The sequence below is a fragment of the Sphingomonas sanxanigenens DSM 19645 = NX02 genome, assembly GCF_000512205.2.
GTDB classification, from domain to species: Bacteria; Pseudomonadota; Alphaproteobacteria; order Sphingomonadales; family Sphingomonadaceae; genus Sphingomonas_D; species Sphingomonas_D sanxanigenens.
This window is the reverse complement of record NZ_CP006644.1, coordinates 768,981-783,615: the sequence shown is the minus strand read 5'-3', so window position 1 is coordinate 783,615 and position 14,635 is coordinate 768,981. Positions and strand designations below refer to the sequence as shown.

The 14,635-nt window shown below is 69.4% G+C and carries 16 protein-coding genes; 7 read left to right on the top strand and 9 right to left on the bottom strand.

From position 1 onward, the window contains the following. Positions 1-10: 10 nt before the first annotated feature. Positions 11-3,511 (bottom strand): DUF3857 domain-containing protein, encoded by a 3,501-nt coding sequence (locus tag NX02_RS30535; RefSeq protein ID WP_025290820.1) that lies wholly within the window; start codon positions 3,509-3,511, stop codon positions 11-13. A 242-nt stretch (positions 3,512-3,753) separates the two neighbouring features. On the opposite strand from NX02_RS30535, the gene NX02_RS03565 reads away from it, so the two are divergent. Further along, the gene (locus NX02_RS03565) at positions 3,754-4,611 is read left to right on the top strand and encodes a GGDEF domain-containing protein (protein WP_025290819.1); all 858 of its coding nucleotides are present in this window, start codon (positions 3,754-3,756) and stop codon (positions 4,609-4,611) included. Between the two features lie 21 nt (positions 4,612-4,632). Here the strand turns inward: NX02_RS03565 and NX02_RS30530 are convergent, their stop codons facing one another. Beyond that, the gene (locus tag NX02_RS30530) at positions 4,633-5,040 is read right to left on the bottom strand and encodes a phage tail protein (protein WP_025290818.1); all 408 of its coding nucleotides are present in this window, start codon (positions 5,038-5,040) and stop codon (positions 4,633-4,635) included. Continuing rightward, entirely contained in the window at positions 5,037-5,489 is a 453-nt protein-coding gene (locus NX02_RS03555) for a phage tail protein (protein WP_025290817.1), read from the bottom strand. The genes NX02_RS30530 and NX02_RS03555 overlap by 4 nt, the downstream gene beginning before the upstream one ends. A 144-nt stretch (positions 5,490-5,633) precedes the next feature. Here NX02_RS03555 and NX02_RS03550 point away from each other — a divergent pair, with 144 nt between their 5' ends. The 4 genes from NX02_RS03550 to NX02_RS03535 all read left to right on the top strand — a co-directional run bounded on the left by NX02_RS03550 (position 5,634) and on the right by NX02_RS03535 (position 8,624). Beyond that, positions 5,634-7,079: a L,D-transpeptidase family protein gene (locus NX02_RS03550; RefSeq protein ID WP_025290816.1), complete on the top strand. Its 1,446-nt coding sequence runs from the start codon at positions 5,634-5,636 to the stop codon at positions 7,077-7,079. Positions 7,080-7,084: 5 nt separating this feature from the next. Further along, a complete protein-coding gene (locus tag NX02_RS03545) occupies positions 7,085-7,426 on the top strand; it encodes a hypothetical protein (protein ID WP_025290815.1) in 342 nt (113 codons plus the stop codon). A gap of 43 nt (positions 7,427-7,469) precedes the next feature. After that, entirely contained in the window at positions 7,470-8,165 is a 696-nt protein-coding gene (locus NX02_RS03540) for a murein L,D-transpeptidase catalytic domain family protein (RefSeq protein WP_025290814.1), read from the top strand. 132 nt (positions 8,166-8,297) lie between these two features. Beyond that, a complete protein-coding gene (locus NX02_RS03535; RefSeq protein WP_025290813.1) occupies positions 8,298-8,624 on the top strand; it encodes a UrcA family protein in 327 nt (108 codons plus the stop codon). Positions 8,625-8,642: 18 nt separating this feature from the next. On the opposite strand, the gene NX02_RS03530 is transcribed toward NX02_RS03535, so the two are convergent. Beyond that, positions 8,643-9,563, bottom strand: coding sequence for a LysR substrate-binding domain-containing protein (locus tag NX02_RS03530; RefSeq protein ID WP_211258280.1), 921 nt, complete (start codon positions 9,561-9,563; stop codon positions 8,643-8,645). Between the two features lie 93 nt (positions 9,564-9,656). Between NX02_RS03530 and NX02_RS03525 the strand changes: the two genes are divergently transcribed. After that, positions 9,657-10,034 (top strand): RidA family protein, encoded by a 378-nt coding sequence (locus NX02_RS03525; protein ID WP_039996395.1) that lies wholly within the window; start codon positions 9,657-9,659, stop codon positions 10,032-10,034. 45 nt (positions 10,035-10,079) lie between these two features. On the opposite strand, the gene NX02_RS03520 is transcribed toward NX02_RS03525, so the two are convergent. From NX02_RS03520 to NX02_RS03510, 3 genes are read right to left on the bottom strand one after another with little or no spacing between them, the layout of a single operon-like run. Then, the gene (locus NX02_RS03520) at positions 10,080-10,523 is read right to left on the bottom strand and encodes a c-type cytochrome (RefSeq protein WP_025290811.1); all 444 of its coding nucleotides are present in this window, start codon (positions 10,521-10,523) and stop codon (positions 10,080-10,082) included. Between the two features lie 5 nt (positions 10,524-10,528). Next, on the bottom strand, positions 10,529-10,828 hold the full coding sequence (locus tag NX02_RS03515) for a hypothetical protein (RefSeq protein ID WP_025290810.1): 300 nt from the start codon (positions 10,826-10,828) through the stop codon (positions 10,529-10,531). Continuing rightward, positions 10,825-11,250, bottom strand: a complete 426-nt coding sequence (locus tag NX02_RS03510) for a DUF983 domain-containing protein (protein ID WP_047099729.1) — start codon at positions 11,248-11,250, stop codon at positions 10,825-10,827. Before NX02_RS03510 ends, NX02_RS03515 begins: the two co-directional genes overlap by 4 nt. Positions 11,251-11,297: 47 nt before the next feature. Here NX02_RS03510 and NX02_RS03505 point away from each other — a divergent pair, with 47 nt between their 5' ends. Next, positions 11,298-12,680, top strand: a complete 1,383-nt coding sequence (locus NX02_RS03505) for an aminotransferase-like domain-containing protein (RefSeq protein ID WP_025290808.1) — start codon at positions 11,298-11,300, stop codon at positions 12,678-12,680. Positions 12,681-12,712: 32 nt separating this feature from the next. Here the strand turns inward: NX02_RS03505 and NX02_RS03500 are convergent, their stop codons facing one another. Both NX02_RS03500 and NX02_RS03495 read right to left on the bottom strand, forming a co-directional pair. Continuing rightward, positions 12,713-13,411 (bottom strand): DUF2490 domain-containing protein, encoded by a 699-nt coding sequence (locus NX02_RS03500; protein ID WP_025290807.1) that lies wholly within the window; start codon positions 13,409-13,411, stop codon positions 12,713-12,715. A 406-nt stretch (positions 13,412-13,817) separates the two neighbouring features. Continuing rightward, a complete protein-coding gene (locus NX02_RS03495) occupies positions 13,818-14,315 on the bottom strand; it encodes a hypothetical protein (protein WP_025290806.1) in 498 nt (165 codons plus the stop codon). Positions 14,316-14,635 lie beyond the last annotated feature (320 nt).

Sequence of the window (14,635 nt, the reverse complement as noted above, 5' to 3'; positions counted from 1 at the left end):
TCCCGCCGGATCAGAAGCTGCCCCAATAGGTTCCGGCGCCGTCGACATCGATCGCGCGGCCATAGCGTTCGAGCCGCGCTTTCACCTGGGGGCGGGCGCGCACCGTTTCCATCACCTTCGCCAGCTTCGCCTTGAACGGGGTATTGGGCGAGCTGCGCTTGAAAAGGATGAAGCCTGCCAGCGCAGCGGCGCGCTCATCCGGATCGTCGAGCCGCGCGACAAGCTGCGCTTCGATCGCCGCCACGTCGCCGCGACACGCCGCCGCCATCGCCGCCGCCGGCTGGTTGGTCTCGGCCACCAGTTTCGCCTCCAGCACGGCCGCTTCGCCCGCACGGCCCAGTTCACGCAGCGAGCAGGCCTTGGTCGCGAGAATCCACATCCGGCCATAGCCGCTGACCGGCGTTTCTTCCCCCTCGACCATGGCCAGAACCGCGAGCGCGCGGTCGAACCGGCCCGCTTCCATCAGCGTCTCGGACTGGTTGATGATCTGCGAGACGAGGTGCGGATAGGTCTCCAGCCCCAGCGCGATGATCGCGTCCATCGCTGCCACCGCATCGTCGGTGCGCCCGGCATCGACCAGCGCATAGGCATAGTCGTTGACCAGCCAGAAGGCCTGGCCGCCCGTCGCCTCGATCCGCGCGCGATCCTCCGCCAGGCGCTTGCCCGCCGCGACCGCCGCGGCCGGATCGCCCGCCAGCCGCAGCGCGCGGACATGGCGGAGCACCGCGTCGAAATCGTCGGGCGCCGCCTTCGCGGCCGCCGCGGCTTTGGCCACCGCCGTCTCGATCGGCGCGCGGAAGCCATTGCCCCGCACCCGGTCGATATCGGGCCACAGCGCCTGGTAACGGCGGTCGATCGCCAGATCGACCAGCGCGTCGACCGCAAGCCCGCGCGCCAGCAGCGCCCGCGCGCCGGGCACGTCGCCACGGTCCAGCGCGACCTTGACCGCACATCCGACCATCGACTCGCCTTCCTCGGTCGCCGGCTGCTGCCGCCAGCCCGCACCGGCCAACATGGTGCAGGCCTCCTCGCGCAGCCGCTTGCGCTCTGCCGGTTTCAACCCCTGCAGTTGCGGCCAGAACGAACTGCGCAGCCAGTCCGGCTCGATCCGCGCCACCTCGTCGGGATGATGCTCCACCGTCAGCTTCAGCGTCTTGACGAAGCCGGAGGGATCGCGGCCGTCGAGCTGCACCGCCATCAGCATCCGGAAAAATTCGGGCCGGCCCTGATATTGCTCCACGCTGGACTGCAAGGCCGTCCGCGCCGCCGCAAAGCGCCCCAGCCCTGCCAGCACGATGCCCTTGGTGCCGTCGACGATGCCCGCCGCCGGCGACGGGCGCGGCACCTTCGCCGACACCGCGTTGAGGATCGACAGCGCCTCGATCCGCGACGGCTGGTCGGGCGCGACCATCAGCGTGCCGGCACGATCGAGCTGCTCCTTCCATGGCGCGAGCATCGCGGGATCGGGTTCACCCTCCGCCCGCGCGGCAACGCCGCTCTTGCCGGCGCTCTTTTCGACACGATCGAAATGGAAGGTCAGCCCGCTTTCCTCGCCGATCTTGTCGGACAGCGCGAACACGCCCTCCGCCCCGGTCGCGGGCACCGATCCGCCGGCGCCGCTCGAAAGACGGTAGACCATCTTCAGCGTCTCGCCCGTCACCGTCGACGTGCGGACGAAGGAAACGCCGCCCGCCTGCATGTCGATATCGTCGGGCAGCACCGCCGGTCGCCCCTTCACGACGAGTTCGATCGTCTGTTCGCGCGTCAGGTTGCGCGGCAGCACCAGCGGGTTGCGCCGCGCACCGCTCTGCCGGGCGGGCAATATGTCCGCCACGGTATAGGCGCTGGTCACGAGGTCGGCGAGGATCTTGCCCTTCTCGAACGCGGCCTTCGAGAGCGTGTAAGTCTCCACCATCGTCACGACATTGCCGTCGCGGTCGTCGCGGATCGCCAGCGGCACGGATTCGACCAGCCCCGGGAAGCGCTTCTGGTAGAATTCCAGATTGGCGCGCGCCTGATCCGCGACCGGCTGCGATGCGTTGCGCGACCGCGCATAATCCGCCTGCCCGCCGGTGTAGCGCGTCTCCACCGCCAAGGTCAGCGCGGTCGCCGCCGCCTCGTCGACCGCGAACCGCTCGACCACCACCATCGCGCCGGCGCGTTCGCCGCGGCCCTTCATCTCCTCCAGCGCGGTCTGCCCGGCGCGGATCGGCAGCGCATAGCCGAAGCTTGCCGGCACCAGCGCAAGCCCGCGGCCGCCCTGATAGGATGCGGTGGCGTCGATCCATGTCACCTGCCCGCCCAGCGCCGCGCGCACCACGACATGGTCGAACGCCAGCGGCGACGGCAGCCTTTCGGTCAGGTCATAGCCCGGCCGCGTCGAAACCAGCGCGGGCACCGCGTCGATCCCCAGCCGGCGCAGCGCCACCGCAAGCAGCAGCGCCTTGTCCTTGCAGTCGCCATAGCCGCGTTCCACCACCAGCGCGGGGCGGCGGGGAACGTAGGATCCCTCGCCCATCTCCTCGCCGACGTAGCGGATCGTATCCTGTACCAGCCGGGTGGCCTCGGTCAGCCGGTCTTCGGGGCGCGGCCAGCGCGCGGCGATCGCATCCAGCTTCGCGGCGAAATCGGCGGGCAGGCTGACGTCGCCGGCGTAATGCGGCACCGCCCAGTCGACGACCTCGGACCAGCGCGCCATCGTCGAAATGTCGACGCTGCCATATTGCGGATACCAGCTCGGCACATCCTTCTCGTCCTGCTCGAACGGCGGATCGGTGCCGATCCATTCCCAAAGCTGCATGTCGCCTTCGCGGCGGCTGGTGAAGCCGATCGTGGTGTTGCGCGGTCGGAACTGCAGCGGCCGCGCGTGCGGCCACAGGATGCGCACGTTGCGCTGGCTGAGCGGCACCGAATAACGCGCCGTGAGCGCATTGAAATAATGGCCCGGCCACAAGGTGCTGCGCACATCATGGGTGACGGCATAATCGACCACGTCGCCGACGCGGACGTCCTTCAGATGCGCGATCGCGCGCAGCTGGCCGCTGATGATCTCCTCGTCCAGCCGGTCCTCGCGCTCGACGATGGTGAACGCCGCCTCGGCGGTACGGTCGATCACCTTGCCGTCGCGGACGATGCGGACGAAGTTCAGCGTCGCGGTCTCGAAGCGCGGATCGAAGTCGATTTCGATCTTGCCCGCATCCTCCAGCCCGCTGCGTTCCACCACCTTGGAGGCGACGCGGTAATAGGATTGGTGGCCGGTGTCGCTGCCGCGCACCTGCCAGTCGGTCAGCAGATAGGCGGCGCCGCCCCGCGCCCGCACAAGCTGCGCCGCGGTCGGCTCCGGCAGCGCGCGCTCGGCAAGCCAGGCCGGGATATCGCCCTTGGCGATGCGCGCCGGCTGGCCGTCGGCGGGTGTAGGCGCCTGCGCGTGAACCGGCGCCATCCCGGCGATACCCGCCAGCGGCAGTCCAATCATTATCGATGCGCGCAACAGCGCGGCAAGCAGCGTCATGAAATCCGGTCCCCCCGCGGCCGTGAGCCGCCCCCCTCGTGCTATTGTGCCCCCGCTCCCGTTACAAGCCGTGCCGATCCCCGAGTCCGTCGCCGAAACCGCGCGAATCCAGCGAATTGCGTCCATCCGCAAAAATCCGTCCAGACGAATTCGGTCCATAATGGCATGACATTCTTGTTGCAGTGCAGTATCAAGCGACTATCCCCGTCTGCCACGCCCGCTCATTGCAGAATGCGACGCCGATGCGTTTTTATCACGCGACCCGCTTCCTGTTCCCGCGCAGTTACCATCTGCGTATCTTCGTGATCTGCTTCGCATCCGTACATCTGCCGCTGGTCGCCTTCCTCGTGGCAGAGGCGGCACGCGGCGAATGGCATCTCGAGATCTTCATGCCGCTCCTGCTGGCGACGCTGGCGGGTACGGTCATTGCAATCGCGGCGCTGGGTGCGCTTCTTGCACCGATCCGCCATGCCACCGTGCTGCTGAGCGCGGTGCAGGCTGGCAAGCGCGTGGATGCGGTACCGGCAGGCGGAAAGGATCTCGCCGGGCAACTGCTCGCCGGTGTCGGCATGGCCGCCGCGGCCACCGCGGCGCGGATCGACCAGCTCACCGACGAGGCGGCGCGCGACCTGCTGACCGGCCTGTTCAACCGCCGCGGCTTCATCGGCGCCGCCTCGATCCGGCTGATGGCCGGCCGCAAGGCTGCGGTGGCGCTGCTCGACCTCGATTATTTCCGGCTGGTCAACGAGCGCTACGGCATGGCCGAGGGCGATCGCGTGCTGCAGGATTTCGGCGATTGCCTGACCGAGAATCTGCGCGAGGCCGATGTCGTCGGCCGCTGGGGCGGCGAGGAATTCGTGGTGATGATGTTCGACATCGCGCCCGATCGCGCGCGCCAGGCGCTCGACCGCCTCCGCCACCGCATGCGCAGCTCGCCGCTGGTGATGCTCGACGGTGAACCGCTGACCTTCTCCTGCGGGCTGGCGACGGTGAACGATCCCGACAACCTCGAATCCGCGATGCGGCTGGCGGATTCGGCGCTCTACACCGCCAAGCTCGCCGGACGGGACCAGGTTCGCGCCGCGCCGGTGGCGGAGTAGGCGACGCGGCCGGGGTTGCGTTCAGTTCAGCCTCCTACCCAGCTCGATCTCGATCCCCTCGAACGTCAGTTCCAGCGTTTCGCTCAGCACCTCGGCGTTGTCCGCATCGAGCGCGCCGTGGGTCAGCAACACCGGGCGCGCGCCCTTGACCTGCCAGCGCAATGCCGGCCGGCCCGCGCCATCGAGCAGGATGATGGCAATGTCGCGCCGTCCGCTGCCGGGCTTGGCGCGTTCGGCCTGCCACCAGCCGATCAGCCGGCCATCGGCGGTCGCCGGCCGCCGCAGCACCACCCGCCCCGCCGCCGCCCCGCGTTCGGCGGGCACGGTGGGCAAAGGCGGCAGGGTGACGGCGGAGAAGCCGGCATCCTCGCCAAGCCCGTCGATCGCGACGACGAAGCGCGACGCCGCCAGCGGCTGCGCCCCGCTCATTCGAGTTCGAGCCGCTCGTGCGCCAGCACCAGCTCCTCGATCGCGATCTCGCGGGAGGCGGCGACCAGCGGCGCGGCGGCGAAGCGCACCGGCCAGGCGCGGCGCAGCTTCCACGTCGTCACCGGCGCGGTTCGGTCTTCCGAGAGCAGGCTGATCGTCACCGTGCGGCGCGCGGCGATATCGCCGTTGCGAACCTGATCGATCCACTGGAACAGGTTGAGGCTGCCGATGATGCCGCGCTTCAGCGTGACGTCGCCATAATGCGCCCGGCCCGGTATCTTCATCGCCCCGGATTCGGCCATGTTGCCGAGGCGATATTCGATCACCTCCACCGTCATCGACAGGCCGGAAACCTCGCTGAACCCGGCCTGGGCCCCCTCGGTATTGCCGTCGCCCAGATCGACCAGGAAGTTGAAATTGCCATAGGGAATGTCCCGCAGCACCGCCATCGCCCGCCTCCATTGATTGCGGCGCCAGCGTGCCGCACCGCGCGGCGGCGGTCAGTGACGGCGGGCACAAAAGCCCTTTGGTTCCTTTCCCCCTATGAAAAATGGCATTTGAACCCCGCCCGCGCGGGCAGTAGAGCAGGCGGCATGGTATCGCGTCGTCTCATCGTTCTGCCGGCACTGCTGGCCGCCCTGCCGCTGCCCCTTGCCGCGCAGACATCCCCGCCGACCCTGCAGTATGAAACGCTGCCGGCCCCCCTCCCCACCCCCATCGCGCCGCAGCCGGCCTTGCCGCCGGCCGCGCAGCCGCTGCCGAAGCTCAGCGACGCGCAGGCCGATTTCCTGCGGGAATGGCTGGCCGAAGGCGCCGAACAGGGGCTGACCAGCGGCACCATGGCCAAGCCCGTGAGCCTGAAGGGCGATGCGCTGGCGCGCGCCGCGCTCGACCGCGCGAGCGCGCTCCATCGCGGCCGGATCGATACCGCCGATTTCCTCGAAGTGTGGGCGCTGCGCCCGGAAGCCTATGATCCGCTCCCCGGCTTCGCCGCCGCGGTGAAGGACGATCGGCTGCGCCAGTGGGCCAATGGCCTCACCCCGCGCTACGCCGGCTATGAAGGGCTCCGCAAGGGCCTCGCCGCTTATGAGCGGATTCGCGACGAGGGCGGCTGGAAGGCGGTCACCGCCAAGTCCGCCGATGCCGACGTCCGCGCGCGGCTGCGCGTGGAAGACAGCACCGTCACCGACGGCGAACCGCTGACCGACGCCGTCCAGCGCGCGCAGCGCCGCTACGGGCTCGAGCCGACCGGCCAGCTCGGCCCGCGCACGGTGGCCGCGCTCAACGTGCCGGTCGGCGATCGCATCGCCGCGATCATGGCGAATATGGAGCGCTGGCGCTGGCTGCCGCGCGACCTGCCGGTCAATCGCGTGCAGGTGAACATCGCCGCCGCGGTGCTGACCCTGTTCGAGGGCGACCAGCCCGTCACCTCGATGCGCGCGGTCACCGGCAGCCCCGGCAACGAAACGCCGATGCTGGTTTCCAACATCCATTCGATCGTGGTCAATCCGCCGTGGAACGTGCCGTCCTCGATCGCCAAGCGCGAATTGTGGCCCAAGGGCCGCGCCGCGCTCGCTGCGCAGGGCTACAAGATCGTCAAGACACCGGGCGGCGGCGAACGCATCGTCCAGCCCGCCGGGCCCAACAGCGCGCTTGGCCGGCTGAAGTTCGATTTCGACAATCCGTTCGCGGTCTATCTTCACGACACGCCGGCACGCGCCAAATTCTCGAGCTATGACCGGTTGGCGAGCCATGGCTGCGTCCGCCTCGAAAAGCCGGTGCCGCTGGCCGAACTGATGGTGCAGGCCGATCCGGCGCTGAACGGCCAGGTGCAGACCCTGATCGACACCGGCAAGACGCAGCGCGTGCAGCTGCCCAAGCAGGTCGCGGTCTATCTGCTCTACTGGACGGCGTTTGCCAGCGGCAACAGCACGATGAACTTCCGTGACGATCCCTATGGGTGGGACAAGCTGCTGGCGTCGAAGATCGACGCCTCCACCCGGCGCGCCCAGGCCGTCGTCACCGCTTCCAAGGAGTAAGATCCATGCGCGTTTCGCTTCCGCTGCTGGCGCTTGCCGGCGCCCTCGCCCTCGCCGGCTGTGGCGGTTCGGGTCCCGACGCCGAGCTCGACGGCAATGACGTGTCGGAGTCGCCGGTCGTCGAGGAACCGGTCAACATCCCGGTGATCAACGAGGTCGAGGAGGAAGAGACCAACACCGCCGAGGTCCTGCCCCCGCCCGCACCGCCGCCGGTGGTGAGCGACGACGAACAGATGCGCGAGGATGCGGACGCGACCGGCCTTACGACGCGCCTCCCCGACGACGATGGCGGCGAAACGCCCTATCCGCCGGGCGAAGAGAGGAACGATGCTGCCCCCAACCCCTAAGCACCGGGTTTAAAATCCTGCCCAGCCGGGTTAAATTCCCGACATGGATCGCCGCACATTCGTGAGGCAGGCCGTTTCGGGGCTCGGGCTTGCCATCATTCCGTCATCGACCCTGCGCGCCGCCGGTGCACCGGTGGCATTGCCGCCAACGGTGCTCGCGCCGCTGGGCCGGCTGCCGGTTCCGGTGCCCGTCCCCGCGACGCCGGGGCCCGCCGCGCAGCTCGACAAGCTCCCCTTCGCCCGCCTGCTCGATCGCGCCCGCGCCGCGATGGATACCCACGGCCGCGCCTTCCAGCTTCGGGACCGCGTCGCGCTCGCCGATTTCAACGCGGCGTCGCGCGAGCACCGCTTTCACATCGTCGACCTGATCAGCGGGCAGACCAGTTCCTATCTGGTCGCGCACGGCCGCGGATCGGACCCGAGCCATTCGGGCTTCCTGCAAAGCTTTTCCAACCAGCCCAATTCACTGGCCACCAGCGAGGGCACCTATCGCACCGGCGCCATCTATTATGGCAAGCATGGCGTCTCGATGCGGCTGGACGGGCTCGATTATTCCAACAACAATGCGGAAGCGCGCGCGATCGTCGTCCACGGCGCCGACTATGTCAGCGAATCGCATGTCTCGAGCTGGGGCAAGGCCGGCCGCAGCGAGGGCTGCTTCGCGGTGGCGCCGCACCTGATCTCGCAGGTGATCGGCCTGCTGGGGCCGGGCCGGATGATCTACGCCGGCAAGGTCTGATCTGCGCCTGATGGCGCAAAGGCGTGCCTCCGGCGATTTGCATTCGTAACCTGAGCAACTCTTCGTTGTTGCGATCCCGTAGCAAGAACGAGCGATTGGCACCGGCAACGACAATTGCTCAGGTGCCTTGCCATGTTTCATACCGCCGCGACGATCCGCCCGATCGCCTCGCTGACCGCCGCCACCGGCCTGATCGCGCTGCTGCTGGCGCATCCGCCGCTCCACGCCGAACCGGCCGAGCGTTCGGCGATCGTGCACACCAATGACCTCGACCTTTCCCGGCCGGAGGGTCGGGCGCAGCTCGATCGCCGCATCGACATCACCGCGCGCCGGCTGTGCCGGGAAGAGAGCGGCGCCCCGCTGTGGCGCTATCGCGAAGTGGCGGAATGCCGGACGACCGCGGTCGCACGCGCCGCCACGGCCCGCGCCAGCGTGATCCAGCGCGCCGGCACGCATTGATACCGGGCGCCGGGCACATCAGCGCCCGGCCGCCGCCTCCGTGCGCAACCACGCGATCGCCGCCGCCACCGCGCCGCGCGGCGGCGGGCCGGCCGCGGGTACCAGATGATAGACCAGCCCCTCGAGCACTGGTCCGAACGGCTGCACCAACGCTCCCGCCGCAATCGCCTCCGCCACCAGCGCGCCGCTGAGCAGCGCGACGCCGCGCCCGGCAACCGCCGCCTGGATCGCCAGATTCTCGTCGGAGAAGCGCAGGGCGGCGCCCGCCGCCGGCTCGGCCAACCCTGCCGCTGCGAACCAGGCCGGCCAGGTCGGGTTGTGCGGATCGGGCCGCCGCCAGTCGAAATGGATGAGCGAAGCCTGCGCCAGATCCGCGGGCGTCGCCAGCCCCAGCCGTGGACTCGCCACCGGCGCGAAGCGATCCGCGAACAGCGGCTCCGCCGCCACCCCTGGATAGGGCCCGCGGCCATAGCGGATCGCGATATCCGCCGCGCCGCGCCCCAGCGCGACGACATCCTCCGACGAATGCAGGCGCAGCTCGATCTCCGGATGCGCCTGCTGGAAGCGCGCTAGGCGCGGCACCAGCCAGTGCGCGGTGAAGGCGGTGGTGGCGGAGATCGTCACCCGCCCGCGCCGGCTCTGCCGCACCAGCCCGCCGAGCGCCGCATCGAACGCGTCGAACCCGTCGCGCAGCACCGGATAGAGGCGCTCCCCCGCTGCGGTCAGCACCACCTTGCGCGCGCGCCGATCGAACAGGCGGGTGCCGACATGCGCTTCCAGCGCGCGGATCTGATGGCTGATCGCGGTGGGCGTCACCGCCAGCTCGTCGGCGGCCTGCTTGAAGCTGCCGAGCCGCGCGGCCGCCTCGAACGCGCGCAACCGGACGAGAGGAAGATAGGATCGCATCCGGCCGCCCTCGGATGAATTGAACTCATCCATTGGCTGAAAAACCATCCTTTGTCGATGATCGGCGCCGTCGCCACCTTGCCGCAACCGCCCGGCACGGCGCCGGGTTTCCAAAGGAGTTGCGCTATGCGCGAACAGGTCATCACCACGCCAGACAATTACGAACCCTATCTGCTCTCGCAGGGCATCCGCTTCGGCGATCTGCTGTTCATCTCCGGCCAGGCCGGCGCCGGCGACGACGGCAGGATCGTCGAGGGCGGCTTCCGCGCGCAGGGCGAACAGGCCTTCGCCAACCTGCGCCGCGCGCTCGAAGCCGGCGGATCGCGCCTGGAGAACGTGATCAAGGTGACGATCTTCGTCACCGACATGAGCCGGTTCGACGAGGTGGTGGAACTGCGCCGGCGGTTCTTCTCGGCGCCCTATCCAGCCGACACCATTGCCGAAGTCAGGGCGCTCTATGATCCGGCGGCGATGATCGAGATCGAGGCGATCGCGGCGGTCTGACGTCCCCTCCCCGACACGACGCGCCTGGAAGGAAAATATGGGCATTCACCTGCCCTGCGTCTCCATCCACGCGATCAGATCCGCCCTGTCCAGCGGATCGCCTATCCCCTGGAAGTTCATCGACGTGCGCGGCGCCAGCTTGCGCGGATCCGCCACCCAGCGGTCCATCAGCTCCGGCGTCCAGCGCCCACCCACCGCGCGCAGCGCGCCGCTATAGCCGAAGCGGCGGCTCGCTGTGGCGACGGGCTTGCCCATGATGCCGAACAGATTGGGGCCGCCGCGGTCGAGCGCGCCGGGGCTGATCGGGTGGCAGCCGGCGCAGGCGTTGAAAAGCCGCGCGCCGTGCGCCGGATCGGCGGCCTTCCTGTAATCCGCGAAGGTCGGGTTCGGCCCCAGCGCGGCCCGCCGCTCCGCCCGGCCGCCATCGCCGCAGCCGGAGAGCGTAAGTGTCAGCGCCGCCAGCGCTATCACGCACCCCACCCCACGCATCGCGGTCAATCCCGGTGCGCGAAGATCGCGCGGCCGGCGAGCACGTTGCGGGCGATCTCGCCGCGGTCGTGCGCGGCGAGCGCGCCGCCGGGCAGGGCCTCGTCCCAGAACGCGTCATCGGCATAGCAGGCGAGCCCCGCCTCCAGCCGCTCCTGCCGCGCGACCACAGCGCCCAGCAACCGCCGCGCCGCCGCGACTTCGGGGAAATCGTCGCCGCCGCCCGCTTCGACCAGGGCGGCATCGCCCGCGCGCCCGGTCGCGCGCAGCAACTGCGCGACGATGGCGCGCGCCGGGTCCGCGCTCATTCGGGGCCGGCGGGCGTGCCCGGGGAGAGCCGCCCCTCGCGTGCGCGAAAGAAATATTGGCTGCAGATCAGCCAGCCCTTCAACGGCCGCAGCGGCGGAATGCAGGTGAGCAGCAGGAAGGGCAGCGATGTCACCAGATGCACCCAGAAGGGCGGGCTGAACCGGATCTCGATGAGCATCGCGATCGTCACCGCGGGGATGCAGGCGAAGCACAGCACGAAGAAGGCGGGGCCGTCGGCCGGGTCCGCGAAGCCATAGCCCAGCCCGCAATGGTCGCAGCCGGGCCGCAGCTTCAGGAAGCCGTCGAACAGGCGGCCGACGCCGCAGCGCGGGCAGCGCCCGCGAATGCCGGTCTTGAAGGGCGGCAGGATCGGCCAGTCGCCCTGCGACGCCACCTGTTCATGGGGGGCCTGATTCTGCATGGATAGGCATATGGTGTTTGCATGGCTTTTGTGTCAAGACAATTGCCATGCAAAACTGGACGCCCGATCTCACCGCTGCCCACGGCCCCAAATATCTCGCGATTGCCGAGGCGCTGGCGCACGACGTGCGCACCGGCCGGCTGGCGGCAGGAGACCGGCTGCCACCCCAGCGGGCGCTGGCCGAGGCGCTGGGGGTGGACCTGACCACCATCACCCGTGCCTATGGCGAGGCACAGCGGCTGGGGCTGATCGAGGGCGACGGCCGGCGCGGCAGCTTCGTGCGCGCCGCCGCTGCGCCGGCCCCGGCGGTGGCGCTGAGCGAGCCGGTGGATACCGGGATGAATGCGCCGCCGGAGATCCCGCAACTGCTCGCACCCGCGATCCAGCGGACGATGGCGGCTTTGCTCGCCCACCCCCATGCCGCCCCGCCCCTCCACTATCAGCCGACCGGCGGCATGGCCGCGGTTCGCGCGGTGGGCGCGCGGCTGCTGGGCGCACGCGGCATCGCCTGCGGCGAGGATGATGTGCTCGTCACCGCGGGCGGACAGCATGCGCTGCACGCGATCGTCAGCGCCGAGTTGCGCGCCGGCGATGCGGTGGGCGTCGCGGCGCGCACCTATCCCGGTTTTCTCGCGCTGGCGCGGCGTTACGCGCTGTGGCTGGTGCCGATCGCGGGCGATGCGGGCGGGATCGATCCCGACGCGCTCGATGCCGCCTGCCGCGAGCCGGGGCTGCGCGCGCTCTATGTCGTGCCGACCAACGACAATCCGACGACGATCACGCTCGACCTCGACCGCCGCCGCGGGATCGCCGCGGTCGCCGAGCGCCACGGGCTGATCCTGATCGAGGATGATGCCTATGGCCTGTTGCCCGAGGCGCCGCTGCCGCCGCTCGCCAGCCTCGCGCCCGCGCGGACCTGGCATGTCGCCAGCACCTCCAAGATCCTGACGCCCGGGCTGCGCGTCGCCTGGGCGCGCGCGCCCGATGTCGGCGCGGCCTGGCGGCTGGCGGGCGACCTGCACGAAACCGCGATCATGGCACCGCCGCTCAACGCCGCGCTGGTCGCAAGCTGGGCGGAAGACGGCACGCTGGAGACGCTGACTGCGGCGGTGCGCGCCGAGGCGGCAGCGCGGCAGGCGATCGTCCGCGCGACCCTGGCGGCGGGATCCTATCGCGCCCAGCCCGAGGGCTATCATTTCTGGATGGACCTCCCCGAACGCGGCGATCCCGCCGGGATCGTCGCCGCGCTGCGCCCGACCGGGCTGTCGGTGGTCGCCGGTGACGCCTTCGCGGTCGACCCCGCGGGCGCCACCCCCGCGCTGCGCGTATCGATCGGCGGCATCATCCCCCGCGACCGGCTGGAGCGCGCCCTCGCCCTGCTGCGCGCGCTGACCGGGCCGGATGCGCGGCTGCGGACGGCGATGGTCTAGAAAGCCCTCTCCCGATGGCTCCCGAGGAGGGTCTAAGGCCGCACGAAGATACTCAGCGACAGCACATGGTTCATCCGGCTGCGCCCGCCCGCCTGATCGATATACTGGTTCAGATAGCCCAGCTCCATCGTCGACTTGCCGCCCATGCCGATCTCCGCGCCCACGAAGCTGCGCAGCTGGTCGAAGCCCTTGCGCGCGCCCCAGTCGGTGTCGTCGAGCGCAACGAACGCCTCGGCATAGCCGAGCGCGGCGATCTTGCCCGGCGCGCGCACCGGCACTTCCAGCCGCACCATCTCGCGCAGGCGCCAGCCCATGTCGTCGCCATCGTTGCGCCAGCGTTGCTCGAGCCGCGTGCGCGACGAGAGTTCGCCCCCAAACGGCTTGCCGGCGATCCAGCTCACCTGCTGGAAGCTGCGATGCTCACGCAGGTCACGCCCGCGTTCCGCCGGCGAGAGGACATAGCCATAGCCCTGATAGACGGCGAGGCGCGGCGAAAGCTGCCAGCCGATCGCCGGCCGCAGCAGCAACTGCTCCAGCCCGTCCGCGCGATCGCCGATGCGCGGCTGCACCTCGGCGAAAAATATCAGCGGCCCCGCCAGCGACGCCTGCACCGTCAGGTTGGTCCACATCTGCTCGTCATGACTCGTCTGCGCGGCGGCGGGGGCGGCGGCCAGCGTCAGCAGCGCAAGGCCGAGCGCGCGGGCGCGGCGAAGGGATCGTGCGAAAATCATGCACGGCGCCTAAGCGACGGTGCTGTCGCATATTTTGCCGCTTTCTGACGAAATATTTCTGATTCGCGGGTGCGGCGAGCGCGCGAAAACCGCGATACGCCCAAAAAAAAGCCCGGCCACAAGGGCCGGGCCGAGTGGAGAGGTCCCCACTCGGGTGCCTCTCGGGTCGCAAGTCGACTTTCACCCGTCGGACGATAAAGTCAATTCGCGTCTTGCGGGATTTGCATGCCAACCCATGCATTGCCTGCAATTCTGGAACTTATGCGGCTTCGCAGCAACACCGCCGCCGAAACGATCAGGCAAGAATTCACGCGCCGATCACCTGCCCGGGGCGAGGCCTTGCAACCCGGCCGGCGATTCCCATTTACCGATCGACCGGGGCCGCCCCCTCCCCCCCGAACGCGGCTCAGGTCAGGCCTGGCGAGCGCTGACGTCCTTCGACGGCGCGCTTGCCGGGCCTCATGGGGGTGGGGCCGGCGCGCCGGTCCCGGCCGCCCGGCGTCATCGCCAAAGCATCCCAGGCGCGCATTTCCTCATCGGGCAGCGCCGCCGCGATCCTGAGCCCGTCCTCGGTATCGCTCAGCAGATGGACGTGCGCCCATTGGGTGACGATGCGATCCTCCGAATCGTAAAGCCGCACGATCGTGCGCACGCTCGCCGTCGTCGGCGTGAGGCAGAGCAGTTCGATCACGTCATAATCGATCCGTGCCATGCCGTGCCCGCGATAGAAGGCGTCGAGCCGCTTGCTGTTTTCGCCGAACGCCGCGGCATCGAGCACGACCTGCCGGCCATCGAACATCATGAATGCCGGGAACGACCACATCTGCTGGACGCGTTCGATCGCGCCGCTCGACACGGCTTCGCCATAATCCCGGAACAGCGCATCGACGAGCGCTGCAACCATAGCGCTTCCCCCACATGAAGCATCTGTCACCACCCGCACGGGCATGAACCGTTTGAACCTGGTCCGGCCGCCATGCCCGCTGCGGGAAATGCGCTTCTCGCGCCAAATCCTTACCGATCGCTTATCCTCCGCCGCAACTCGGCGCAAAAAGGGAGGAAAATATCGTCCGTCCGGCAGTTGCCATGGCGGCGCGATGGCATTCATCGTGGCGGGAGCGCCTCGGGCGAAGGCCAGCTCGTGAAACGGCGCGCATTGCCGGCACAACGGCTTCCACCTCACCTTCGTGCCCGCGGCGCAGTTCACGGCCGATCGGGGGGCGG